This is a genomic window from Rhizobium sp. SAFR-030, assembly GCF_059415005.1.
On the sequence record NZ_JBPFDO010000005.1, the window covers coordinates 351,624 to 373,878 of the forward strand.

Annotated in this window: 26 protein-coding genes and 1 tRNA gene; 12 read left to right on the forward strand and 15 right to left on the reverse strand. The window is 63.4% G+C overall.

Features of this window, described 5'->3' with window-relative positions; genetic code table 11:
• Positions 1-104: 104 nt before the first annotated feature.
• Together ACR65N_RS17435 and ACR65N_RS17440 are read right to left on the reverse strand one after the other, a co-directional pair.
• Complete coding sequence (locus ACR65N_RS17435; RefSeq protein WP_440458026.1) at positions 105-1,004, reverse strand: ribokinase; 900 nt, start codon at positions 1,002-1,004, stop codon at positions 105-107.
• Between the two features lie 47 nt (positions 1,005-1,051).
• Positions 1,052-2,242, reverse strand: a complete 1,191-nt coding sequence (locus ACR65N_RS17440; RefSeq protein WP_440458027.1) for a DNA recombination protein RmuC — start codon at positions 2,240-2,242, stop codon at positions 1,052-1,054.
• A 124-nt stretch (positions 2,243-2,366) separates the two neighbouring features.
• On the opposite strand from ACR65N_RS17440, the gene def reads away from it, so the two are divergent.
• The 5 genes from def to truA all read left to right on the forward strand — a co-directional run bounded on the left by def (position 2,367) and on the right by truA (position 5,398).
• Positions 2,367-2,882, forward strand: a complete 516-nt coding sequence (gene def, locus ACR65N_RS17445) for a peptide deformylase (RefSeq protein ID WP_430306098.1) — start codon at positions 2,367-2,369, stop codon at positions 2,880-2,882.
• Positions 2,883-2,948: 66 nt separating this feature from the next.
• Positions 2,949-3,218, forward strand: coding sequence for a FitA-like ribbon-helix-helix domain-containing protein (locus ACR65N_RS17450; protein WP_440458028.1), 270 nt, complete (start codon positions 2,949-2,951; stop codon positions 3,216-3,218).
• Positions 3,215-3,634, forward strand: a complete 420-nt coding sequence (locus ACR65N_RS17455) for a type II toxin-antitoxin system VapC family toxin (protein WP_440458029.1) — start codon at positions 3,215-3,217, stop codon at positions 3,632-3,634. Before ACR65N_RS17450 ends, ACR65N_RS17455 begins: the two co-directional genes overlap by 4 nt.
• 19 nt (positions 3,635-3,653) lie before the next feature.
• Positions 3,654-4,589 carry a methionyl-tRNA formyltransferase gene (fmt, locus tag ACR65N_RS17460; RefSeq protein ID WP_440458030.1) on the forward strand — a complete coding sequence of 312 codons (936 nt, stop codon included), beginning with the start codon at positions 3,654-3,656 and terminating at the stop codon, positions 4,587-4,589.
• Positions 4,589-5,398, forward strand: a complete 810-nt coding sequence (gene truA / locus ACR65N_RS17465) for a tRNA pseudouridine(38-40) synthase TruA (protein WP_440458031.1) — start codon at positions 4,589-4,591, stop codon at positions 5,396-5,398. The genes fmt and truA overlap by 1 nt, the downstream gene beginning before the upstream one ends.
• Here the strand turns inward: truA and ACR65N_RS17470 are convergent.
• From ACR65N_RS17470 to dapD, 4 genes are read right to left on the reverse strand one after another with little or no spacing between them, the layout of a single operon-like run.
• The gene (locus ACR65N_RS17470) at positions 5,345-5,941 is read right to left on the reverse strand and encodes a hypothetical protein (RefSeq protein ID WP_440458032.1); all 597 of its coding nucleotides are present in this window, start codon (positions 5,939-5,941) and stop codon (positions 5,345-5,347) included. The two genes, truA and ACR65N_RS17470, sit on opposite strands and share 54 nt — an antisense overlap.
• A 29-nt stretch (positions 5,942-5,970) precedes the next feature.
• Positions 5,971-6,588, reverse strand: coding sequence for a hypothetical protein (locus tag ACR65N_RS17475; protein WP_440458033.1), 618 nt, complete (start codon positions 6,586-6,588; stop codon positions 5,971-5,973).
• Positions 6,575-7,768 (reverse strand): succinyl-diaminopimelate desuccinylase, encoded by a 1,194-nt coding sequence (gene dapE / locus ACR65N_RS17480; RefSeq protein ID WP_440458034.1) that lies wholly within the window; start codon positions 7,766-7,768, stop codon positions 6,575-6,577. Before dapE ends, ACR65N_RS17475 begins: the two co-directional genes overlap by 14 nt.
• Before the next feature lie 26 nt (positions 7,769-7,794).
• The gene (gene dapD / locus ACR65N_RS17485) at positions 7,795-8,664 is read right to left on the reverse strand and encodes a 2,3,4,5-tetrahydropyridine-2,6-dicarboxylate N-succinyltransferase (protein WP_440458035.1); all 870 of its coding nucleotides are present in this window, start codon (positions 8,662-8,664) and stop codon (positions 7,795-7,797) included.
• A gap of 144 nt (positions 8,665-8,808) precedes the next feature.
• On the opposite strand from dapD, the gene ACR65N_RS17490 reads away from it, so the two are divergent.
• Positions 8,809-9,684, forward strand: a complete 876-nt coding sequence (locus ACR65N_RS17490) for an LOG family protein (RefSeq protein WP_430306088.1) — start codon at positions 8,809-8,811, stop codon at positions 9,682-9,684.
• 39 nt (positions 9,685-9,723) lie between these two features.
• Here ACR65N_RS17490 and ACR65N_RS17495 read toward each other — a convergent pair whose 3' ends face one another.
• Complete coding sequence (locus ACR65N_RS17495; RefSeq protein WP_440458036.1) at positions 9,724-10,404, reverse strand: hypothetical protein; 681 nt, start codon at positions 10,402-10,404, stop codon at positions 9,724-9,726.
• A 103-nt stretch (positions 10,405-10,507) separates the two neighbouring features.
• Complete coding sequence (locus ACR65N_RS17500; RefSeq protein WP_440458037.1) at positions 10,508-11,218, reverse strand: pyrimidine 5'-nucleotidase; 711 nt, start codon at positions 11,216-11,218, stop codon at positions 10,508-10,510.
• Positions 11,219-11,333: 115 nt separating this feature from the next.
• On the opposite strand from ACR65N_RS17500, the gene ACR65N_RS17505 reads away from it, so the two are divergent.
• Positions 11,334-12,239, forward strand: coding sequence for an EamA family transporter (locus ACR65N_RS17505; RefSeq protein ID WP_440458038.1), 906 nt, complete (start codon positions 11,334-11,336; stop codon positions 12,237-12,239).
• Here the strand turns inward: ACR65N_RS17505 and argB are convergent, their stop codons facing one another.
• Positions 12,240-13,127, reverse strand: a complete 888-nt coding sequence (argB, locus tag ACR65N_RS17510; RefSeq protein ID WP_430306084.1) for an acetylglutamate kinase — start codon at positions 13,125-13,127, stop codon at positions 12,240-12,242. It lies immediately after the preceding gene.
• A 128-nt stretch (positions 13,128-13,255) separates the two neighbouring features.
• On the opposite strand from argB, the gene ACR65N_RS17515 reads away from it, so the two are divergent.
• From ACR65N_RS17515 to ACR65N_RS17525, 3 genes are all read left to right on the forward strand, one after another.
• Positions 13,256-13,804 (forward strand): sigma-70 family RNA polymerase sigma factor, encoded by a 549-nt coding sequence (locus ACR65N_RS17515; RefSeq protein WP_430306083.1) that lies wholly within the window; start codon positions 13,256-13,258, stop codon positions 13,802-13,804.
• Positions 13,801-14,541 carry an anti-sigma factor gene (locus ACR65N_RS17520; protein ID WP_440458039.1) on the forward strand — a complete coding sequence of 247 codons (741 nt, stop codon included), beginning with the start codon at positions 13,801-13,803 and terminating at the stop codon, positions 14,539-14,541. Before ACR65N_RS17515 ends, ACR65N_RS17520 begins: the two co-directional genes overlap by 4 nt.
• A gap of 148 nt (positions 14,542-14,689) precedes the next feature.
• On the forward strand, positions 14,690-15,247 hold the full coding sequence (locus ACR65N_RS17525) for a fasciclin domain-containing protein (protein ID WP_440458040.1): 558 nt from the start codon (positions 14,690-14,692) through the stop codon (positions 15,245-15,247).
• 106 nt (positions 15,248-15,353) lie between these two features.
• Here ACR65N_RS17525 and yihA read toward each other — a convergent pair whose 3' ends face one another.
• From yihA to rpmH, 4 genes are all read right to left on the reverse strand, one after another.
• Positions 15,354-16,013 (reverse strand): ribosome biogenesis GTP-binding protein YihA/YsxC, encoded by a 660-nt coding sequence (gene yihA, locus ACR65N_RS17530; protein WP_440458041.1) that lies wholly within the window; start codon positions 16,011-16,013, stop codon positions 15,354-15,356.
• A 153-nt stretch (positions 16,014-16,166) separates the two neighbouring features.
• On the reverse strand, positions 16,167-17,963 hold the full coding sequence (gene yidC, locus ACR65N_RS17535; protein ID WP_430306079.1) for a membrane protein insertase YidC: 1,797 nt from the start codon (positions 17,961-17,963) through the stop codon (positions 16,167-16,169).
• Positions 17,963-18,355 (reverse strand): ribonuclease P protein component, encoded by a 393-nt coding sequence (rnpA, locus tag ACR65N_RS17540; protein ID WP_430306078.1) that lies wholly within the window; start codon positions 18,353-18,355, stop codon positions 17,963-17,965. Before rnpA ends, yidC begins: the two co-directional genes overlap by 1 nt.
• 30 nt (positions 18,356-18,385) lie before the next feature.
• Positions 18,386-18,520, reverse strand: coding sequence for a 50S ribosomal protein L34 (gene rpmH, locus ACR65N_RS17545; protein ID WP_109458303.1), 135 nt, complete (start codon positions 18,518-18,520; stop codon positions 18,386-18,388).
• 494 nt (positions 18,521-19,014) lie between these two features.
• Between rpmH and ACR65N_RS17550 the strand changes: the two genes are divergently transcribed.
• Positions 19,015-20,442: an ATP-binding protein gene (locus tag ACR65N_RS17550; RefSeq protein ID WP_430306554.1), complete on the forward strand. Its 1,428-nt coding sequence runs from the start codon at positions 19,015-19,017 to the stop codon at positions 20,440-20,442.
• 132 nt (positions 20,443-20,574) lie between these two features.
• Positions 20,575-20,651: transfer RNA gene (locus tag ACR65N_RS17555), tRNA-Arg, on the forward strand.
• Here the strand turns inward: ACR65N_RS17555 and ACR65N_RS17560 are convergent.
• Positions 20,652-21,722, reverse strand: a complete 1,071-nt coding sequence (locus ACR65N_RS17560; RefSeq protein ID WP_440458042.1) for a tyrosine-type recombinase/integrase — start codon at positions 21,720-21,722, stop codon at positions 20,652-20,654.
• Positions 21,723-21,959: 237 nt separating this feature from the next.
• A complete protein-coding gene (locus ACR65N_RS17565; RefSeq protein ID WP_440458043.1) occupies positions 21,960-22,244 on the reverse strand; it encodes a hypothetical protein in 285 nt (94 codons plus the stop codon).
• Positions 22,245-22,255: the final 11 nt, after the last annotated feature.

Here is a 22,255-nt window from a genome sequence, read left to right on the forward strand (position 1 = left end):
ATGTCAAGCGACTTCGGAGCGCACCCCGAAGGCATGCGCGGCGTCCACGATATATGGGAGGCGCCGCGCTGCCACGCAAGCGGGACTGGTTATCGTGCTCGGCCTTAGATCCGCTCCGCGACCTCCGCCGAGAGCGGAATGGCAGGCTGCGCGCCCTTCTTCAGGCAGGCGAGCGAACCGGCGACTGCCGCACGTCTGAGCGCTGCGGCAAAGTCCAGGCCCTGGTCGAGGCCGGCCGCCAGGTAGCCGCAGAACGTGTCTCCCGCACCCACCGTATCGACCGGCTCGATCTCCAGGCCTTTGGTCGTCAGCACCGCGCCGTCGCGAAGTGCCACCACGCCATCCGCGCCGAGCGTCACCACCAACGTCTGGCCAGTGCGCCCATGCAGGTCGTGCATCGCCGCCAGCCGTTGATCGGCATCGAGAGACTGGCGGCCGATCAGCAGGTCGAACTCCGTTTCGTTGGCAACGACGATCGATGCCAGCTCGCTCAGAGCAACCGCATCCTCCGTAAGCGGCGCGGTGTTGAACATCGTCCGAACGCCCTTCGCCCGGGCTGCGGTCATGGCGGCGCGCACCGCCGGGGCAGGCACCTCCATCTGCAGCATCAGGATATCGTCGGCCTTCATCGCCGCGACAGTCGCTTCGGCATCCGCCGTCGTGACGGTGCCATTGGCACCAGGGACGACAACAATCATGTTCTCGCCATCGCCGCCGACCAGGATCAGCGCCGTGCCGGTCGGCTCGTCCGTCCGCCTGACTGCGGAGAGATCGGCGCCGGCCTGGCCGAGAAGCGCAAGCGCCGGTTCTGCGAAGGCGTCACTCCCGACGGCGCCGATCATGGAAACCGTGGCACCGGCCCGTGCTGCGGCCAGCGCCTGATTGGCGCCCTTGCCGCCGGCCGCAGTGGAGAACGCGCTACCGGCGACGGTTTCCCCCGGCTGCGGAAGGCGTGCCGTGGTGGCGATGAGGTCCATGTTGATGGAGCCGAAGACGGTGATCATGGGTCTGTTCCTGGCGTGTCGGTTTGCCGGGACACTGCCCGAGGCGGTCAATCCTCGTCAACCACCCGCAGCTTCAGCATTCCCGTCCGGCTCTCGACGCTGCGCTCCGGTTCCGGCTCCTGAGCCGCGGACGGGAGTGGCGGCGGTTCGAGATCCAGCGCCCCGATGCGTGCGCCGCGCCGCGTCAGCTTGTCGGCGGAGGTGACGATCTGCTCGACATCGCGCTGTGCGGACTGGAAGTGCGCCTGCAGCTTTCGGGTTCGTTCGTCCAGCCGCACGAGATCGTCCATCAGCAGCGCCACTTCGCCCTGGATCCGGTGCGCCTGTTCGCGCATCCGCTGGTCCTTCAGCAGCGCCTGCAGCACCTGGATCGACAGCATCAGAAGCGACGGTGAGACGATGACGATGCGCGATCGCTGCGCCTTCTGCACCACGCCCTCGAAGTGCTCATGGATCTCGGCAAAGATCGATTCCGACGGTACGAACAGGAAGGCGGTGTCCTGCGTCTCGCCGACGATCAGGTATTTTTCGGAAATGTCCTTGATATGGGTCTCCAGATCGCGGCGAAACTGCTGGCCGGCGGCCTTTCGGACATCCGGCTGCGTCGCGTCGCGGAAGGCGTGCCAGGCTTCCAGGGGAAATTTCGCATCAATGACGAGCGGCGGCGCGCCGTTCGGCATGGTGATCGTGCAATCGGGCCGCAATCCGTTCGACAGCGTCGCCTGGAACGTGTAGGCGCCCATCGGCAGGCCGTCGGCGACGATCGTCTCCATCCGCCCCTGGCCGAACGCGCCGCGGGTCTGCTTGTTGGAGAGGATCGCCTGCAGACCGACGACATCCTTTGCCAGCGTCTGGATGTTGCTCTGCGCCGCATCGATCACCGCCAGCCGCTCCTGCAACTTGCGCAGGTTGTCGTGGGTGGACTTGGTCTGCTCGGTGATCGTCGAACCGAGCCGGTGGGTCATGCCGTCCAATCGCTGGTTGACGGATCGGTTGAGCTCCGCCTGGCGCGAACTCATGGCATCCGCCATGGCCGAGACACGGCCCTGCATCTCGATCTGCGCCCTGAGCAGCTCCGCCAACCGCGCATCCGCTTCCGCCCGCTCGCGCCTCGAAGACCGTCTGGCGGCGAAGGCAATGATGAGGCCGATGGCAAGGCCGGCAAGCAGGATCAGGCCGCCCGTACCTTGCAGGGCATAAGCAATTCGGTCGAAAAGTGCGAGTGACGGGTTCTGCATCCGCGAACGCTAGCCGAGTCCGGGCGTCGGGGAAAGATCAAAACAGGAACAAATCCCAATAGTCGGTCGATTCTGTGAGCGACGACCTTTTCATTTCTGACGAAGATGGGTTATGGGAAAATCCATGACCATCAAGCCTCTCATCATCCTTCCCGATCCCGTTCTGCGCCAGGTTTCGCAGCCCATCGAGCGCGTCGACGCAGACACGCTGAAGCTCGCCGACGACATGCTCGAAACCATGTACGAGGCGCCGGGAATTGGTCTCGCTGCCATCCAGATCGGCGTGCCACGCCGGATGCTGGTCATTGATATCTCGCGCGAGGGCGAGGAGAAGACGCCGCTGGTGATCATTAATCCGGAGATCCTCAAGGTGTCGGACGAGGGTTCGGTCTACGATGAAGGCTGTCTCTCGATTCCCGAGTATTACGCGGAGGTTGAGCGACCGGCGGCCGTCACCGTCAAGCATGTCGGCCGCGACGGCAAGGACCATGTGCTGGAGGCCGACGGCCTGCTGGCAACCTGCCTGCAGCACGAGATCGACCACCTGAACGGCGTGCTGTTCATCGACCACATCTCGCGCCTGAAGCGCGACATGGTGATCAAGCGCTTCACCAAGGCGGCCAAGGCGAAGGCCGTCTGATCAGCGCGGCTTGAAGCCATCCCCATCGCCGCCTATGATATCTGCCGATATCAAGGAGGACTGCCGATGGGTGACCTGCTGATCCGCAACATCCCCGATGCCATCCGTCAAAGCCTTGCCGAACGTGCCGAGCGGTCGGGCCGCAGCGTCTCGGACGAGGTGACGGAGATTCTTCATCGCGAGCTGCAGGGGATCGCTTATAGAAGACTGGACTCCGCCGGGCAGCGTCTGCGGCCGCTCGTCGCAGGCGATGCGAGCTGGACGGACGAAGAACTTGCGGCAATCGAGGCTCTGCGCCACTCCAGCGACCGCAAGCCCCCGCGTTTCGATGAATGATCGTTCTCGATACCAACGTTTATTCGGAATTGAAGGGCCGCACCTACAGCGATTACTTGCTGCGATGGCTCGATGGCTTGCCCGTATCGACTGTCTATTTAACGATCATCACCGTTGCGGAGACGCACTTCGGGTTTGCCCTTTTGCCTGAGGGAGTCCGTAAGGCTAAGTTGATAGAGACATACGCCGCTTTAGAGGAGGAATTCAGCGAGCGTATCCTGCCATTCTCAACAGGTGCTGCTCACCTTTACGGAATCATTGCAGCCCGCCGTCATCTTGCAGATCGCCAGATCGAACCAAAAGACGCCATGATCGCAGCGATCTGCCTCACCCATGGCGCGACACTTGCCACGCGCAACACAAAAGACTTCTGGGGGCTTGATCTTCGGCTCGTGAACCCGTTTGAAGGCGCCTGACGAACAGGACCCGGATCCAATGGCTCTACGCATCATCTTCATGGGCACGCCGGATTTTTCCGTGCCGACCCTGCGGTCGCTGGTCGACGCCGGCCACGAGATAGCCGCGGTCTACACCCAGCCGCCGCGCCCGGGTGGCCGGCGCGGGCTCGACCTGCAGAAATCCCCCGTTCATCAGGCGGCGGAACTGCTCGGGCTTACGGTGCACACGCCGGTCAATTTCAAGGATCCGGAGGAGCGCACCCTCTTCAAGGCAATCAACGCCGATGTGGCGGTGGTCGTCGCCTATGGTCTGCTGCTGCCGGTCGAGGTGCTGCAGGCGACACGTCTGGGCTGCTACAACGGTCACGCTTCTCTGCTGCCGCGCTGGCGGGGCGCAGCACCCATCCAGCGCGCCATCATGGCCGGCGATGAAAAGACCGGCATGATGGTGATGCGGATGGAAAAAGGCCTCGATACTGGCCCCATCGCCCTGACGAGCGAAGTCGCGATAGAGCCGGAAATGACGGCAGGCGAGCTGCACGACCGGCTGATGCTGGTGGGCGCGCGGACGATGGCCGACGCCATGCACCGGCTGGAGGCGGGTGACCTGCCGCTCACACCGCAGCCGGAGGAGGGCGTGCTCTATGCTGCCAAGATCGACAAAAGCGAGACGCGCATCGATTTCTCCCGGCCCGCTGCCGAGGTCCACAACCACATCCGCGGCCTGTCGCCTTTCCCGGGTGCATGGTTCGAAGCGGAGATCAATGGCCGGCCGGAGCGCATCAAGGTGCTGCGCAGTGGGCTGGCCGACGGCAACGGCGAGCCGGGCACGGTACTCGATGACCATCTGACGGTCGCCTGCGCCAATGGGGCGGTTCGCCTAACGCGCCTGCAGAAGGCCGGCGGGAAGCCGCTCGAGGCCACCGAGTTCCTGCGCGGCACGCCGCTTGCCCGTGGAACGAGGATCGGCTGATGCCGCGCTTCAAGCTGACCGTCGAATATGACGGCACCCCCTATGTCGGCTGGCAGCGCCAGGACAACGGCCACTCGGTACAGGCGGCGATCGAAGAGGCGATCCTGAAGCTGACGCAGGAAGCCGTCGTCGTTCGCGGCGCCGGGCGTACCGATTCCGGCGTCCACGCACTAGGCCAGGTGGTACATTCCGACCTGTCCCGGTCCTGGGTGCCCTATAAGCTGCGCAACGCGCTGAATGCCCACCTGAGGATGGCCGGCGAAAAGGTCTCGATCGTCCAGGCGGAATCCGCACCGGACAGCTTCGACGCTCGCTTCTCCGCTCTTCGTCGGCATTACCTCTACCGCATCATTTCGCGCCCTGCGCCGCTTGCCATCGAAGCGAAGCGGGCATGGTGGGTTTCGAAGGACCTCGACCACGAGGCCATGCATGCCGCCGCCCAGATGCTCGTCGGCCACCATGATTTCACGACGTTCCGCTCCACGCACTGCCAGGCGAAAAGCCCAATGCGGACGCTTGATCGGCTGGATGTGACGCGCAGTGGCGAACTGATCGAGATCCGCGCATCGGCGCAGAGTTTCCTGCACAACCAGATCCGCTCGTTCGCGGGCACCCTGAAAATGGCCGGCGAGGGGAAGATGACACCGCTGGACGTTCGCCTTGCGCTCGAGGCGAGGGACCGTGCCGCCTGCGGTCCGGTGGCGCCGCCGGACGGCCTCTACTTCATGCAGGTGGACTATCCCGCCGACGACGCCTCAGTTGGGGTAGACGCCGAGGAACTTCTCGAGGACGTCGGACACCAGGAGTGACGGCACGATCAGCACCATCGTCAGCGTCGCCACCATCAATGTCTGGTCGCCGAGCAGCATCTTGAAGATCCGCGTCAGGGCGATGATCAGCGACAGGATCGCTGCCAGCCACAACAACGCGATAATCGCCGTCAGTCCCGGCAGGGCGATCAGCATCAGGCTCAGCACGCCGTAAATGTAGGCGAAAGGTACCGACAGCCAGTTGGTGATGAGGACGATGGCCGGGAAATGTCTGCCGAACCCCATCAGCAGCGCCAGCACGCCGGCCAACACCAGCGGCAGCAGCCAGTTGGCAGCCTCCAGCATGCCCATGCGCAGGAAAAAGACACCGCCGAGCGATTGCCCCTCCGGCAGCCCCTGAAGGTAGGCAAGCCGCCACCAGATCCACGAGGAAGCAATCGCCGGCAGCGACCAGACGATCGCCCAAAAGGAGCGCATCATGCCGCGATCGCTGATGTCGAGGCAGCGGAAGCCTGCGGGATTGCCCTTCACCAGCAGCCACAGGCCGGAGATGTACAGTCTGACTTCAGAAATTGGGGGCAAGGCAGCGACCTCGGAGCAGGATGTCAGGTTCAACCATGGGGCAGGCGCAGTCCCATCGACGTTTCAAGCATCGACACAATGTAGGTCGCCGGCAGCGCCACGAGAACCATCAGAGCGCTGCGTCGCACGAGAGACCCGCCGACCACCGTCCGCAGGGCGAGCCAGGCGATGACGATCGCGCCGACGGATGCGCCCACCAGCAGAGCCGCTTTGAGCAGGCTGAAGACGATCGAATCGTCCGGCAACATCGCGATCGGATAGACGATACCATAGGCAAGATAGAGTGCCGGCACCGCCGCCCAGTTCATCAACACCACCAGCGGCCTCAGCAGCGGCCGCAGGCCGAGCAGCAGGCCGAACATCATCAGGCAGCCGAGCGACAACACCCAGCCCGCCGTCTGCAACGCCATCGCCTGGAACAGGAAGGTGATCGTCGAGCGGCCAAGGTCTGGCGACACCTGCAGGAATTCGATGCGGCGCAGGACCACATGGACGATGATCGCCGGCAGGCAAATCACGAAGGCGAGGAAGGACCGCACCACGCCCTCGTCGGATATGTCGAAGTGGGAAAGCCCGCGTGCGTCGCCTCTCACCAGCAGCCAGAGACCGGCAAGCTGGTGCTGCACCAGATCGCTAAGCGACGGCATTCGCAAACCATCGCTCGAGGAACAGAGCGTAGATCCGGGTGAGCGTCTCGAGATCCGCGACGGAGACGCGTTCGTCCACCATGTGCATCGTCTGCCCCACCAGGCCGAACTCGACGACCGGGCAGTAGTCCTTGATGAACCGCGCGTCGGAGGTGCCGCCGGTGGTCGAAAGCGCCGGCTGCCGACCGGTCACCGTTTCGACAGCCGCCGACAGCGAAGACACGAGCGCATCGTCGCGCGTCAGGAACACGTGGCTCGGGCGTTCCGACCAGGTGATCTCGTAGCCGATCGCCTCGCGGCCGGGCCGCAGTCGCTGATCGGCGGCAGCCGTGTCCAGCCGGCGGATCAGCTCGGCCTGCAGGCTTTCCGCCGTCCAGCTATCGTTGAAGCGGACATTGAAGGCGAAGCTCGCCTTGGCTGGGATGACATTCGTCGCTGTATTGCCGGTGTCGATCGTGGTGACTTCCAGATTGGTCGGCTGGAAATTCTCGGTGCCCGCATCGAGCGGCGGGTCCATCAGCGCCAGTGCCATCATCGAAGCGACGCGCAACGGGTTGTCGGCGAGGTGCGGATAGGCTGCATGGCCCTGAATGCCGCGCACCGTGACGAAGCCGGAGATCGACCCGCGACGGCCGATCTTGATCATGTCGCCGAGCGTCTGCGGATTGGTCGGCTCGCCGACGACCGCGGCATCCCAGCGTTCGCCCTTGTCTTTTGCCCACTCCAGGAGCTTCACGGTGCCGTTGATCGCCGGGCCTTCCTCGTCACCGGTGATCAGCAGCGATACGGATCCGGCAGGCGGGCCATGCTTTTCGACGTGGCGGGCGACGGCTGCGACGAAGCAGGCAATGCCGCCCTTCATGTCGACGGCGCCGCGGCCGAAAAGCATTCCGCCGGCGATCTCCGCGGCGAACGGCGGATGCGACCAGCTGGCTTCGTCGCCCACCGGCACCACGTCCGTGTGGCCGGCGAACATCAGGTGCGGACCGGTGCTCCCGAGCCGGGCATAAAGGTTTTCGACATCGGGCGTGCCGGCCTCCGTCGCGACGACGCGGTCGACCGAGAAGCCGAGCGGCGACAGCATGGTCTCAAGAGCCGACAGCGCCCCGCCTTCGGCCGGGGTGACCGAGGGGCAGCGGATGAGCGTCTGCAGATTGACGACGGGATCGGTGGCAGACATCGAAGCCTCGAGGGGTCAGGAAAGGGTCAGTCGCGCAGCAGTTCGTTGATGCCGGTCTTCGAACGGGTTTTTTCGTCGACCCGCTTGACGATGACGGCGCAGTAGAGATGCGGCGCCGGCTGGCCGTTGCCCATCACGGCATTGGCCGACGGCATGGAGCCGGCAACCACGACGGAATAGGGCGGGACTTCGCCATAGGTCACTTCGCCGGTGGCGCGATCGACGATCTTCGTCGACTTGCCGATGTACACGCCCATGCCGAGCACCGAGCCTTCGCGGATGATGCAGCCTTCGACGACTTCCGAGCGGGCGCCGATAAAGCAGTTGTCCTCGATGATCGTCGGGCCCGCCTGCATCGGCTCGAGAACGCCGCCGATGCCGACGCCGCCGGACAGGTGCACATGCTTGCCGATCTGCGCGCACGAGCCGACGGTCGCCCAGGTATCGACCATCGTTCCCTCGTCGACATAGGCGCCGAGGTTGACGAACGACGGCATCAGCACGACGTTCTTGGCGACGTAGGCCGAGCGGCGCACGACGGCGTTCGGAACGGCGCGGAAGCCGGCGGAGCGGAATTCCGTCTCTCCCCAGCCTTCGAACTTCGAGGGCACCTTGTCCCACCACGTGGAGGCGCCGGGACCGCCCTTGACGACCTCCATGTCGTTCAGCCGGAACGACAGGAGCACCGCCTTCTTCAGCCACTGATGAACCGTCCAGTTGCCGTCCGCGCCGCGCGAGGCAACCCGCAGCGTGCCGCTGTCGAGCAGGTTCAGTGCCTCTTCCACGCCGTCGCGAACCTCGCCCCTGGTCGCCGTGCTGACGCTGTCACGCTCGTCGAAGGCCTTTTCGATTGTTGCTTCGAGGGCGGAGAAATCCTTGGCTTCGGGGCTGGTCATGGGAATTCCTTGGAGGTCGTGGGATCGTGATGAGGGGAAGCCCTCTGCCGGCTGGCAAAATGGTGTCTTTTGCTCTAAGCGACCGCCACTCAAGCGTCAATGCGGTTTGGCGCGCAAGTGATTCGAGCCCTGAAGGAAACGATCATGGCGTCAGCCCACAACGACAAGCTGAGACGCAAGGACGGGGTCTTCGACCCGCTGAAGGATAGCTCCGTTGACAAGCTGCGGGCCCGCGCCATTCCGAAGACGCCGCAGTCGGTCTCGCCCTCCTACCGGCTGGCCTATACCGACGAAGATTTTCTCTGCCGTGACGAGTTGCGTCCGGTCCGGCTGCAGCTGGAGCTCTTGAAGACGGAGATGATCCTCGCCGAGATGGGCATCAAGTCCACCGTGGTGCTGTTCGGCGGCGCCCGCATTCCGGAACCCGGCACGGAGCCCTGGGCGGCACGCAACGATGTGCAGCGCAAGAACCTGCAGGAGGCATCCGTCTACTACGAGGAGGCGCGCAAGTTTGCAGGTCTCTGCGCCAAGCATTCCGCAACGCTCGATCACCATGATTTCGTTGTGGTCACCGGCGGCGGACCGGGCGTCATGGAAGCGGGCAATCGCGGCGCGGCGGAAGCCGGTGCGCCGACCATCGGTCTCAACATCCTGCTGCCGCACGAGCAGGCGCCGAACCCGTATGTTACGCCGGAACTGAGCTTCAACTTCCACTATTTCGCCATCCGCAAGATGCATTTCCTGATGCGCGCACGGGCGATCGCGGTCTTCCCCGGCGGCTTCGGCACGCTCGACGAACTGTTCGAGGCGCTGACCCTCATCCAGACACGGCGCATGGAGCGGATCCCGCTGATCCTGTTTGCCGAAAAATTCTGGCGCAGCATCGTCAATTTCGAAGCCCTGGCGGATTTCGGCACGATCGCCCCCGAAGACATGGAGCTGATCAGCTTCGTCGAGACGGCGGAAGAGGCATGGCAGGTCGTCGCCGACTTCTATGAGATTGAAAAAGCCCGCCCCTGAGGCGTCAGGAGCGGGCTTCCGTCAAGTCTGATCTGCCGATTAGATCGGGCGGTTCGGCAGGTCGTCGACGGTGATGGAGCCATCCTTGTCGCGGTCCATGCGAACAAACAGCTTGTCGACCGCTGCGGTGGCTTCAGCCTTGCTGATCTGGCCGTTTTCGTCGGTATCGACCATCCGCATCATCGCATAGCCACCCATCATGCCGCGCGGCCCCATGCCTTCGCGCATCCCGTGGCCGGGACTGTGGTGGCGACCATGGCCGCGTTCGCCATCGGCCGCGTGGCGGCCGGGCTTGGCGTCGGGACCATCGTCACCCGCAGGTGCCGGCGGAGCGTCACCTTCGGCCATTTCCGGCTCGTCGTCATTGTCGGCAGCGTCAGCGCGGTCGGCACGACGCTTTTCGCGCCACTCTTCCATGCGCGCCTCGCGGTACTTGCGCAGTTCGCCGGGGGTCAGCGATCCGTCCTTGTCTGAGTCGGCGGCCAGGAACATCTGGTCGGACCACGCCGTGACTTCATCCTTGGAAATCTTGGCATCCTTATTCGTGTCGGCATTCTTCAGAAGCCGGATGAACATCATGTCCTGCATCATGGCGCGCTCCGGGCCACGGCCTGGGCCATGATCGGGACGTCCACCTGGAGCGGCAAAACTGGCGGGTGCGGCGGCACCGACGAGGAATGTCGCGCCGAGGGCTGCCAGAGCGAATTTCTTGATTGTCATGGGGTGCTTCCTTTTCCTGTTGTTCTCCACAAAAGGTAGGGATGCACGGCCGCCTTCACCACTTAAACATCGGTAATCTCGATGAAATGTTGGTAAGGTTGCCTCAGCTGCCGAGGGCGGATCGCAGAAACGACGTCAAATCGTCGGTCATGTAATCGACGTTGGGATCGGCGTCTTCCGCCTGTTCCCAGCGCTCGATGACGAAATCGCCGAGATTGCGCGGCACCAGCAGCACCGTCTTCATGCCGAGCGCCCGCGGCACCTCCAGATTGCGGGGCAGGTCCTCGAACATCACGGCATTGCGGGTATCGACGCGGTTGAGGCTGGCAAACTTGTCGTAGGTCGCACCGGCAGGCTTGGGCACATATTCCGCAGCCACGATGTCGAAGATGTCGTCGAAGTGGTCGAGGATGCCGAGCGCCCGGGCGGCGGCCTGTGCATGCGCCACGGTGCCGTTGGTGAAGATGAACTTGCGGCCAGGCAGGGCCTTGATCGCATCGCCCAGTTCCGGATGCGGCAGGAGCGTCGAGTAATCGATCGCATGTGCCTGTTCGAGGAAGGCGTTTGGATCCACCTCGTGGTGAACCATCAGCCCGCGCAGCGTGGTGCCGTGTTCATGGTAGTAGCGCTTCTGCAGCAGGCGCGCTTCCGCCGGCTCCATCTGCAGCAACTCGGCCACGAAGGCGGTCATGTTGCGGTCGATCTGCGAGAACAGGTTGATGTGATGCGGATAGAGCGTGTTGTCTAGATCGAAGACCCAGTCACGAATATCGGCGAAATCTTTGGCGTCGGGCATGTTGTTCAGCTGTGGCATCCGCGTTTTATGCCCTGTGTCGGCACGGAAGGAAAGCGCCCGCTTCGTGTCGATCGGAACCGCAGGAGGCGGGCGGCGGCTTGGCGGCGGTCAACCGGCATGCTAGCGCGGCAGGATGGAACTGTGGATCCCGATCACCATTGCTGCCGCCTTTCTGCAGAACCTGCGGTCGGCGCTGCAGAAGCATCTGCAGGGTCGTCTCGGCACGCGCGGGGCCAGCTTCGTCCGCTTCGGCTTTGGGTTTCCGGTGGCGGTCTGCTACGTCATCGCCCTTCACCTGATCGGCGGATATCGGCTGCCGGTGCCGGGCCTCACCTTTGCAGTCTGGGCGGTCGTCGGCGGACTGGCACAGATCTATGCGACGATCATGCTGGTCTACCTGTTCTCGCTGCGCAATTTCACCGTCGGCACCGCCTATTCGAAGACCGAGCCGGTGCAGGCGGCGCTGTTCGGGCTGATCATTCTCGGCGAAACGCTCACCGCCGGCGCTGTCGCGGCGATCATCGTCGGCGTGCTCGGCGTGATGGTGATTTCGGTTGCCCGTTCGCCGCTGACATTTGCCGGCCTGTTCCGCGCGCTGGTCAGCCGAACGGCGCTGATCGGCATCGCGTCGGGCGCCGTTTTCGGCATTTCCGCAGTTGCCTATCGCACGGCGTCACTCTCGCTCGACGGACCGAACGTCGTCATGCAGGCCGGCTTCACGCTTGCCTGCGTCACAGCCTTCCAGACGGTGTTCATGCTGGTGTGGATGCTGATCTCCGACGCCTCGGAGATCGGTCGCGTCGCACGGGCCTGGCGGTCCTCGGCGCTGGTCGGGCTGGCAGGCGTCATCGGGTCGGCTGGCTGGTTTACCGCGATGACGCTGCAGCAGGTCGCCTATGTCCGCGCGCTCGGCCAGATAGAGCTGGTGTTCACCTTCATCTCGTCGGTGTTCCTGTTCAAGGAGAAGATCAACCGGCTGGAACTGCTCGGATGCCTGCTGATCGTCACAGGCATCCTGGCATTGCTGTTCTGGTCCTGATCAGGGAACCAGCAGGGTTCCCGCACCGCCTTCGGTGAAGATTTCGAGCAGCACGGCATGCGAGGTCTTGCCGTTCAGGATCACGACGCCCTGGACGCCGGCGCGGATGGCCTCGATGCAGGTCTCGACCTTGGGGATCATCCCGCCCGAAATCGTGCCGTCCTTGATCAGCGCCTGCGCCTGCGCGACCGACAGTTCCTTGATGAGGTTCTTGTCCTTGTCCAGCACGCCCGGCACGTCGGTGAGAAACAGCAGGCGGTCGGCGCGCAGCGCGCCGGCGATCGCACCGGCAAAGGTGTCGGCGTTGATGTTGTAGGTCGCGCCGTCGCGGCCAGGCGCCACCGGGGCGATGACCGGGATCATTTCGGACTTGGCCAAGAGGTCGAGCAGCGTCCGGTCGACTTCCACCACCTCGCCGACGAAGCCGAGATCGAGCACGCGTTCGATGTTGCTGTCGGGGTCGATGACGGTCTTCTTGGCCTTTTCGGCAAACACCATGTTGCCGTCCTTGCCGCAGAGCCCGATCGCCCATTCTCCCGTCTGGTTGATGAGCGCGACGATTTCCTTGTTGATCGATCCCGCAAGCACCATCTCGACGATTTCGACAGTCTTGGCGTCGGTGACGCGCAGGCCGCCCTCGAACTTCGATTCGATCCCCATCTTGGTGAGCATCGCGCCGATCTGCGGCCCGCCGCCGTGCACGACGATCGGATTGACCCCCGACTGTTTCAGAAGCGCGATGTCGGCGGCAAAAGCCTTGCCCAGTGTCGAATCGCCCATGGCATGCCCGCCATACTTCACCACGATCGTCTTGTTCTCGTAACGCTGCATGAAGGGCAGGGCCTGCGTCAGCAATTGCGCCTGCATTTCGCTCTCGGAAAGGGACATGGATACACCTCTGGAACCTGCGGTGCGGACTTGTACCCCATGTTTTTCAATGAGGAAACAATCCGCCGGCAACAATTGCCCGTAACACAGTCACGTCTGCCCCTGGGCATCGACGGGCGGAGGATGACATGGTGACGCATCAGGATGAGCTTTCAGAACTCGTTGCGCGCATCGCCCTCAGGGACCGCGCCGCCTTTGCCGCGCTCTATGCCCGCAGTTCGCCGAAACTTTTCGGCGTCGCCCTGCGTATCCTCAAGGATCGTGGCGAGGCCGAAGAGGCATTGCAGGAAATCTACGTGAAGATTTGGGCCAAGGCCGAGCGCTTCGCCGGGTCGCAGGGCACGGGCATGGCGTGGCTTTGCGCGATTGCCCGCAACCATGCCATCGACGTCCTGCGTGCCCGTCGCCCGCCAGCCGATCCGATCGGCGACGACGGGCTGGACGTGGTGGATCTGGCGCCGGATCCGGAAGAGGCCTGCCTGTTGCGCGGCGAGGGAAGACGCATTGACAGGTGCATGCAAGAGTTGGATTCTGATCGGGCAGGCGCTGTTCGAAGCGCCTATGTCGAAGGTCTAAGCTATCAGGAACTGGCGGAACGCCATCAAGTGCCGCTGAACACGATGCGGACCTGGCTGCGCCGGAGCCTGCTCAAGCTGAGAGAGTGCATGGATCGATGACGAGACCCGACCAGAGCGAAGGTGACCGTGCCCGGGACGAAGTCCTCGCCGGCGAATACGTTCTTGGCGTTCTGTCCAACGAGGCACGGGCGAAGGTCGAGGCGCGTATTCGCAGCGACCGTCCGTTCGCCGCCATCGTCGCCCGTTGGGAGCAGAACCTTGCGGAACTCGACGAGGAATATGAAACCGTAGCGCCGCCGAACTACATCCTGCCTTCGATCGAGAAGCGGCTGTTCGGCGTTCCGGGCGGCAGGTCTCGCGCCATGAGCGGCGGTGGGCTTCTGGCAGGCCTCTGGGGTTCCGTCGCGCTTTGGCGCGGCCTTGCGCTGATGTCGATCTTCCTGCTCGTCGGTACGGTGCTGTTTGCCGAGCGGCCAGAGACGTCACGAAGCGGGCGTGCGCCACTGCTGGCGCAGATGCAGGCTGAGACCGATGCGGCTCTCAGTCTTGTTGCACACTATACCGCCGGTGACGGGCGACTGAAGCTGACCCCGGTCGCCAATGCCGCGGCAGACCCGCACTCGCTGGAGCTTTGGATGATCCGCGGCAGCGATCCGGCTGTCTCTCTCGGTGTCCTGCCGCAAACCGGCGACGGCGAAGTGATCGTACCCGACCGCCTTCGCCCGGTCCTCGGCGACGGCGTGACGCTTGCCGTCAGCCTCGAACCATTGGGCGGGTCGCCGACGGGCGTCGCCACCGGTCCGGTGCTGGCCGCCGGCCCGCTCCGCAGGCCGTGATCCGACGCGAGAACGAGGCCGAATAAAATTTCGCCCCGCTGAAACTCTCGTCATCGGCCTTCCGTCTCCTCTCCTGTTCCCGATCATCAGGAACGACGGGACCGGGCCTCGCCCGGCCGTTCATCGAGAAGAGGAAGAGGATATGTCCATGTTCAAAACCACTCTCCGCACCACGGCCCTCATCGCCATCCTGTCTGCCAGCGCGCTTGCCACGCAGGCCGCCAATCCGCAGGTCGGCGGCGCCGCGATGTATGCCGACAAGAACATCGTCGAGAACGCCGTCAACTCGAAGGATCACACGACGCTTGTCGCCGCCGTCAAGGCTGCGGGGCTTGTCGAGACGCTGAGCGGCAAAGGGCCGTTTACCGTCTTCGCACCGACCAATGCTGCCTTCGCCAAGCTGCCTCAGGGCACTGTCGACACGCTGCTGAAGCCGGAAAACAAGGCGCAGCTCACCAAGGTGCTTACCTGCCACGTGGTCGCGGCGGATGCCATGTCGACGATGATCGCCAAGATGATCAAGGATGACGGCGGCGAGCATGATGTGACGACCGTCGGCGGTTGCGTCCTCAAGGCCAAGGAAGCCGGCGGCACCATCACCCTGACCGACGAGATGGGCGACGTCGCGTCGGTGACCATCGCCGACGTCAAGCAGTCCAACGGCGTGATCCACGTCATCGATGCGGTGATGCTGCCGAAGATGTAGTTCGGAAGAAGGCCGCCGCGCTCGACGCAGCGGCCATGCTCCACCGGTCTGGCGGCGAATGCTGTCCCGCTGTTGCCAACCGTTCCTCTTACGGTCGGCTACGCCGTCAGACCGGCCTTCCGATCGTTTCGCCGATCGCCTGGCGCAATTCATCGAGGCCCTCGCCCTTCTCAGAGGAGGTGGCGATGACGAACGGATAGGCAGCCGGACGCTTGCGGATCTTTTCGAGCGTCTCCGCGGTCAGCCGCGTCACAGCCGGCGGCTTGATCTTGTCCGTCTTGGTCAGCACGACCTGGTAGGAGACGGCGGCCTTGTCGAGAAGGTTCAGCACCTCGTCGTCGTTCTTCTTCAGGCCATGGCGGCTGTCGATCAGCACATAGACGCGCTTCAGGGTCGAGCGACCGCGCAGATAGTCGAACACCAGTCGCGTCCACGCATCGACGTTCTCCTTTGGCGCCTGCGCATAGCCGTAGCCCGGCATGTCGACGAGTGCCATCGGCGGCAGGTCGTCAACCTGTCCGGAATAACCCTCGGGCACGAAGTAGTTGAGCTCCTGGGTGCGGCCGGGTGTATTGGACGTCCGGGCAAGCCCCTTGTGGCCAACGAGCGCATTGATCAGCGACGACTTGCCGACATTCGAGCGGCCGGCGAAAGCCACTTCCAGCGGGCCTTCCGGCGGCAGGAACTCCATTGACGGAACGCCGCGGATGAAGATCCAGGGACGACCAAAGAGTGGCCTTTCCTCGTTTGTCTGTTCTGCTGCCATGATGCCTTGTCGCAAATTTGAACCAGTCGGAAACGGCTTCCGGGTTTTGACGGTCGATGTCAAGCGTAGCCGGAGGGCGTTGGAGGGCGGAGAAGCGTGATCATCCATGCCCGCAACGAAAAACCCCGGCCGAAGCCGGTGTTCTTGCGGTGGCTATTTGCTGGCTGCCGGTTTTCGCTTGAACAGGTTCTTGAGGTTCCCGAACAGCTCGATCTTGGCCCCGTGGCGCTTCATGATCAGCGCCTGCTGGGTGATCGACAACGTGTTGTTCCACGCCCAGTAGATCACCAGACCGGCCGGGAACGAGGCCAGCATGAAGGTGAACACCAGCGGCATCCAGGTGAAGATCATCGCCTGGGTCGGATCCGGCGGCGTCGGGTTCATGCGCATCTGCAGGAACATCGTGATGCCCATGATAATCGGCCAGATGCCGATCATCAGCGCATGCGGCACGTCGTAGGGCAAAAGGCCGAACAGGTTGAACAGCGACGTCGGGTCGGGAGCCGAAAGGTCCTGGATCCAGCCGAAGAACGGCGCGTGGCGCATTTCGATGGTGACGTAGATGACCTTGTAGAGCGAGAAGAAGATCGGGATCTGCAGGAGAACCGGCCAGCAGCCGGCGATCGGGTTGATCTTCTCTTCCTTGTAGAGCTGCATCATCGACTGCTGCAGGGCCATGCGGTCGTCGCCGTGCTTGGCCTTCAGCTCTTCCATCTTCGGCTGCACGCGCTTCATCGCCGCCATCGAAGCGTACTGCTTGCTGGCCAGCGGGAAGAACAGCGCCTTCACGACAATCGTCGTGCAAAGGATGGCGACGCCGAAATTGCCGAAGTAGCGGAAGAAGAAGTCCATCAGTTTGAACATCGGCTTGGTGATGAAATAGAACCATCCCCAGTCGATCAGCAGGTCGAAGCGCGGGATCGAGTAGCTCTGCTCGTAGCTGTCGACGAGCGGAACTTCCTTGGCGCCGGCGAAGATCAGGTTCTTGGTCTCGGTCGACTGGCCGGGCGCGATGGTGATCGCGTCGCTCTTGTAGTCGGCCTGATAGCGGGGCTGACCGTCGGTGAAGTGCGTGAAGCGCGCCTCGTAGCCGAGCGACTGCGGCGGCACCAGCGTCGTTGCCCAGTACTTGTCGGTGATGCCGAGCCAGCCGCCGGTCGCCTTCGGGCTGGTGACGGCTTCCTTCTCGATGCTGCTGTAGCTGTGCTCGCTGACGCCGGCTTCCGAGCCGAGGACGCCGATGAAGCCTTCGTGAATGACGTAGACGGACGCATGCGCCGGCTTGTTGTAGCGGGTCACGCGGCCGTAGCTCGATACGCTCACCGGAGCGGTGCCCGGATTGTCGATCTTGTCGGTGACCGTCAGCATGTAGTGTTCGTCGACGGCGATCGTGCGGTTGAAGACGATGCCCTTGTCGTTGGTGTAGCTCAGCGTGACGGGCGTCTGCTGTGTCAGACGGTCGCCACCAGCCAGCGTCCAGACCGTGCCGGGGCCGGGAACGGCGCCGGATTCAGGGCTGCCGATATAGCCGATCTCGGTGAAGTAGCCGTCCGGGGTATCGGCCGGCGAAAGCAGCGTGATGGTCGGGCTGCTGTCGTCCACCGTCTCGTGGTAGCCGCGCAGGTGCAGGTCGTCAAAACGGGCGCCTGTGAGGTTGATGGAGCCACTGAGGGCCGGCGTGTCGATGGCGACGCGCTGCGACTTGGCGAGCGCTTGGTCGCGGGTCTCTGCCGCCTGCGGCTGAGTGAGGCCGGGCAACGTGCCGGACGGCTGTGCGCCGGGCGTTGCCGGGGCAGGTGTCGTCTGCAATGCCTGCTCCGCCTGGGCGCGCTGTGCCTCTTCAAGGCTGCGCTGCGCCTCCAGCCGCGGATTCATGTAGAGGAATTGCCAGGCCAGGACGATCAGCACCGACAGCGCGATCGCGATGAAGTAATTGCGGTTCTTTTCCATCATGCTTTCCTGGAACGGGTCTCCTCGGACCGCTTGTGTTTCGGTCTGCTTCCCAGCCGTTCGGAAAGCGCCGCCGTGAGTTCGGCAAACTGTGCGTTCAGCATCTCGCGCCGGGCGACAATGACATAGTCATGACCATCTTTCATTGCAAACCGGGCGTATTGCCTCACCGCTTCGCGCAGGCGCCGCTTCATCCGGTTCCGTTCGACGGCATTTCCCTGCTTTTTGGTCACGGTGAAACCGACGCGCGGTTCGGTGCCGGGTTGTTTGCGGTCGAGCACTTCCACGAGGAAGTAGGGGCCGCGGCGTTTTTCGCCTTCCCGGACTGCAAGAAACTGCGGCCGGCTTTTCAGCCGCCCGACAGTCTTGTCGTGTTCGTCTTCAGACGTCATCGCCCGCGATATCCTCGGGGCACGCCGGCCTTACGCCGACAGACGCTTGCGGCCGCGTGCGCGGCGAGCAGCCAGAACCTTCTGGCCGCCATTGGTTGCCATGCGGGCGCGGAAACCGTGACGACGCTTGCGGACAAGCTTGGACGGTTGATAGGTACGCTTCATTTTTTAATACCGCGGTGTGCGGCCCTTCTTGGATTTGCCCGATCGATAGACCGATCATGGCAAGAGCGTTGCTGGAAACGTGACGGCGTGGGAACGCGCTCGCGCGCCTTCGGAAAGCCGGACGTGGGCGGCTTATAAGAGCAACCCGCCGTAAAAGTCAATTCGTCAACGCCCGTTTGCCCCGTCAAGCGGCCGGTTTCGTGCCGCTTCCGCCGCTGCACAGATCCGCGGCGAGCACCGCTGCGTAGGAGAGGGCATGAGCAGAGCCGGCCGATCCGGTATCGAGGCGGCATGGCCGTCCGGCGAGGGACTGGAAAATGCCGGGCCGGGTCGTTATCATGTAACGCACGATCACGTCGGCCCGTCTGCATAGCCGACATTTGCACCGAACGCGAACGGAGACCCGCATGAGCAACGAGGCGGCGACATCCGCCCCTCTGGCAAACGGAGGAGGGGCCGCAGCAACGGCGGGCGCCGAGCGGACCGGCCACCGGATGCCGCGGCGCTTTCACGGGCTGTCGGGCCGTCTCCTGTGGCTGACGGTGATCTTCGTCATGTTTGCCGAAGTTTTGATCTTCGTGCCGTCGATCTCGGTGATGCGGATGACATGGCTGCGCGACAGGCTGGATACCGCGGCCGCGGCCGGCGTCGTGATCGACGGGTTGCAGCCGGCCGAACTGCCGCGGGCGGTGCAGGACGATACGCTGCTGGCGACCGGCACCAAGGTGCTGGCCCTGCGCAAGGAGGGAACCTCGCGCCTGCTGGCGGCGATCGACGTTCCGCCACAGGTGGACGAGCAGTACGATCTCGCCAACGAGACCTTCATCGGTTCGATGGGCCACGCGCTGGACACGCTGGTGTTCGGCGGCGGGCGGATGATGCGCGTTTTTGGCCCGATCGGCGAGACGGACATGATCATCGAGCTGGTGATGACCGACGACGCGCTGCGCAAGGCGATGATCGGCTTTTCCAAGCTGATGTTCGGCATCTCGTTGCTGATCTCGCTTGTCACCGCCGTGCTCATCTACTTTTCAATCAACCGCATGATGATCGGCCCGATCCGCCGGTTGGCGCACGGCATGCAGGCGTTTTCCGAGCGGCCCGAGGATCCGGAGCGGGTGTTCACGCCGGGGCGGGCGAAGGGCGAGCTGGAAGTTGCCGGCCGCCACCTGGCAGCCATGCAGACTGAACTGCAGCGGACGCTGAAGCAGCAGAAGAACCTTGCCGATCTCGGCCTGGCGGTTTCCAAGATCAACCACGACATGCGCAACATCCTGGCGTCGGCGCAGCTGATGTCGGACCGGCTTGTCGATGTCGAGGATCCGATGGTGCGCAGTTTCGCACCAAAGCTTCTGCGGACGATAGACCGGGCGGTTGGCTATACCAACGAGGTCCTCGCCTACGGCCAGGCCTCGGAGGCTGCGCCACGCCGGCGCCGGCTGCCGCTTGCCGAGCTCTGCCAGGACGTGCGCGAGATCCTGGCGCTCGATCCGGATACGGGCATCGAGTTCGTCGACCAGATCGCGGTGGAGCTCGAGGTCGATGCCGATCCCGAGCAGCTGTTCCGGGTCATCCACAATCTCTGCCGCAATGCGGTGCAGGCGCTCGTCAATGCCGATCCGCAGGACGACCTGCCGCGGCGGCTGACGATCGCCGCGCAGCGCGTCGGCAGCGTCGTTGCGATCACCATAGACGACAACGGTCCCGGCATGCCGCGCAAGGCGCGTGAGAACCTGTTCACCGCGTTTCGTGGTGCGGCGCGTTCCGGCGGCACCGGCCTTGGCCTGGCGATTGCCCGTGAATTGGTGCTTGCCCACGGCGGTACCATCGCCCTCGTGGAGAAGCCCGGGCCGGGCACGCAGTTCCGGGTTGAGATCCCCGATCGGCCGGTATCGTTGGAGGACTATCGCGCCCGCGCCTGAAAATATCGTTTCACGTCAAAGCGTTGGGCGCATTTTTCAGCAAAATGACAATGCCTTGGCCAAAACCGCTTGCAATCATCGGCACAAGGCTTTAGAGGATCGCCACACGCCGACGGACAGTCGGTGAGGCAAGCACCCGTAGCTCAGCTGGATAGAGCACCAGACTACGAATCTGGGGGTCAGGAGTTCGAATCTCTTCGGGTGCGCCATCACTTACCTGCATTTGAGCCCTCGCGTTTTGCAGGGCGTTTTGCAAAATCCGTTTCCAACACGTTCTCCAACTTGGCAATTGCATTGTCCGCCATCGTGCTTGTGCGGGCGAGATACTTGTCGAGAATCTCTTGCGCGCGGCGCAGGGAATGTCCGGTGACGGATACGATCTCGCCGAGATTGCAGCCCGCCTGAAACAGCATGGTCACGGTCGTGCCGCGAATGTCGTGGAAGTGCAGATCGGCGATTCCTGCCTCACCGGCCGTCTTGTCCCACTGCTCATAGAAATACCGCTTCTGGAACGCCTTCCCGGTCTTCGTGGTCATGATCAGCGCCGACGTGCGGGGAAGGCTGTCCAGGGTCTCTTTGAGGGCCTTCGTGCATTTGACTGCAACGTATCGCTTCGTCTTGCCCTGGCGGAGCTTGATATGAGTGCCATCATAGTTGGACCATGCCAGCTTCAGGAGATCGGCTTGCCGCTGCCCAGTGTGAAGGGCTAGCACGATGGCCAACTTCATTTCCTCGTTCGCCTTCTCCATGAATGCGTCGACGTGTTCGGGCAGCCAGATCAGGTCGGAACGGTCGCCGGCATAGGCGCGCTCGAATCCGTCCAGAACATTCTTCTTCAGAGGCCCGTCCTTCTCCGCCCATGAGAGGATGCGGGCGAGGATCGTCACGCGGTTGTCGGCTTCGCGCGGCTTTTCTTCCGAAAACTCGTCATGCCATTTCAGAACGTCGCGACGGAATTCCTTGTCTTCGAGAGCGACATAGGGAACGCTCCCGTATTTCCCATCCCAGAAGGTCAGGACGCGCCGGTATTCCTTCTTTGTGCTTTCTGCCAGCCGTCGCCACTGCTTGGTCCCATCGAATTCCTTGATCAGTCCAGCAAGGGTTCCGGCGAGTCGGTTCTTTGATTTTGATTCCGCCGCTGCGATAGAGGCTATGAACGCGCTCGAACCGGGTTCGCCAGTTAGGCGAGACCCGGTTGCGCGGTGATAGTAGTAGGTCGCCACGGTCCCGTCGGCGAGTGTCCGCTTGACCGTGTTGATCCCTTTAAGCCGTGTTCGCATTCTGGCGTTTCCATATCTCGAAGGGCGAGAGGTTATCGTTGACCGCGACCGGCCCGGCAGGACCGTCAGCAAGTCGCCGCTCCAGGCTTACACGGCTCCACCGGCGCGTTCCGGGAATGGCGGATGGGACAATCCCCTTCCGCACCCATGAATCGAAGCCGGTGACGCTTATTCCGCACAAGGCGGCGGCCTGCCTGCGCGTGAGCGCAAGCAGGCCTGCAAGGTCTTGATCCGGCATCAGGCTGGAACGGCGGCTCGGCTGCCCTCTCGCATGCTCATGGTGTCGAGAGCATCGAGAGCACGAGCAAGTCCATGAACGAACGCATGCGCATCGGCTCGATTGAACTTGAAGGAATACTCCTCATCGTCCCAGTTCCAGAGGTTGCGCTTCTGATTGCAAATGTCCGTAACCAGGGGCAGCAACGTGTTGTACTGCTCGCGGAGGATCGCCGCGACAGATGCCTCGTCGCCGTTGGGCTTGGCCGCTTCTGGCGGCAAGAGCGGCGTTTTGATCTCGGTCATGCCTTCTCCTC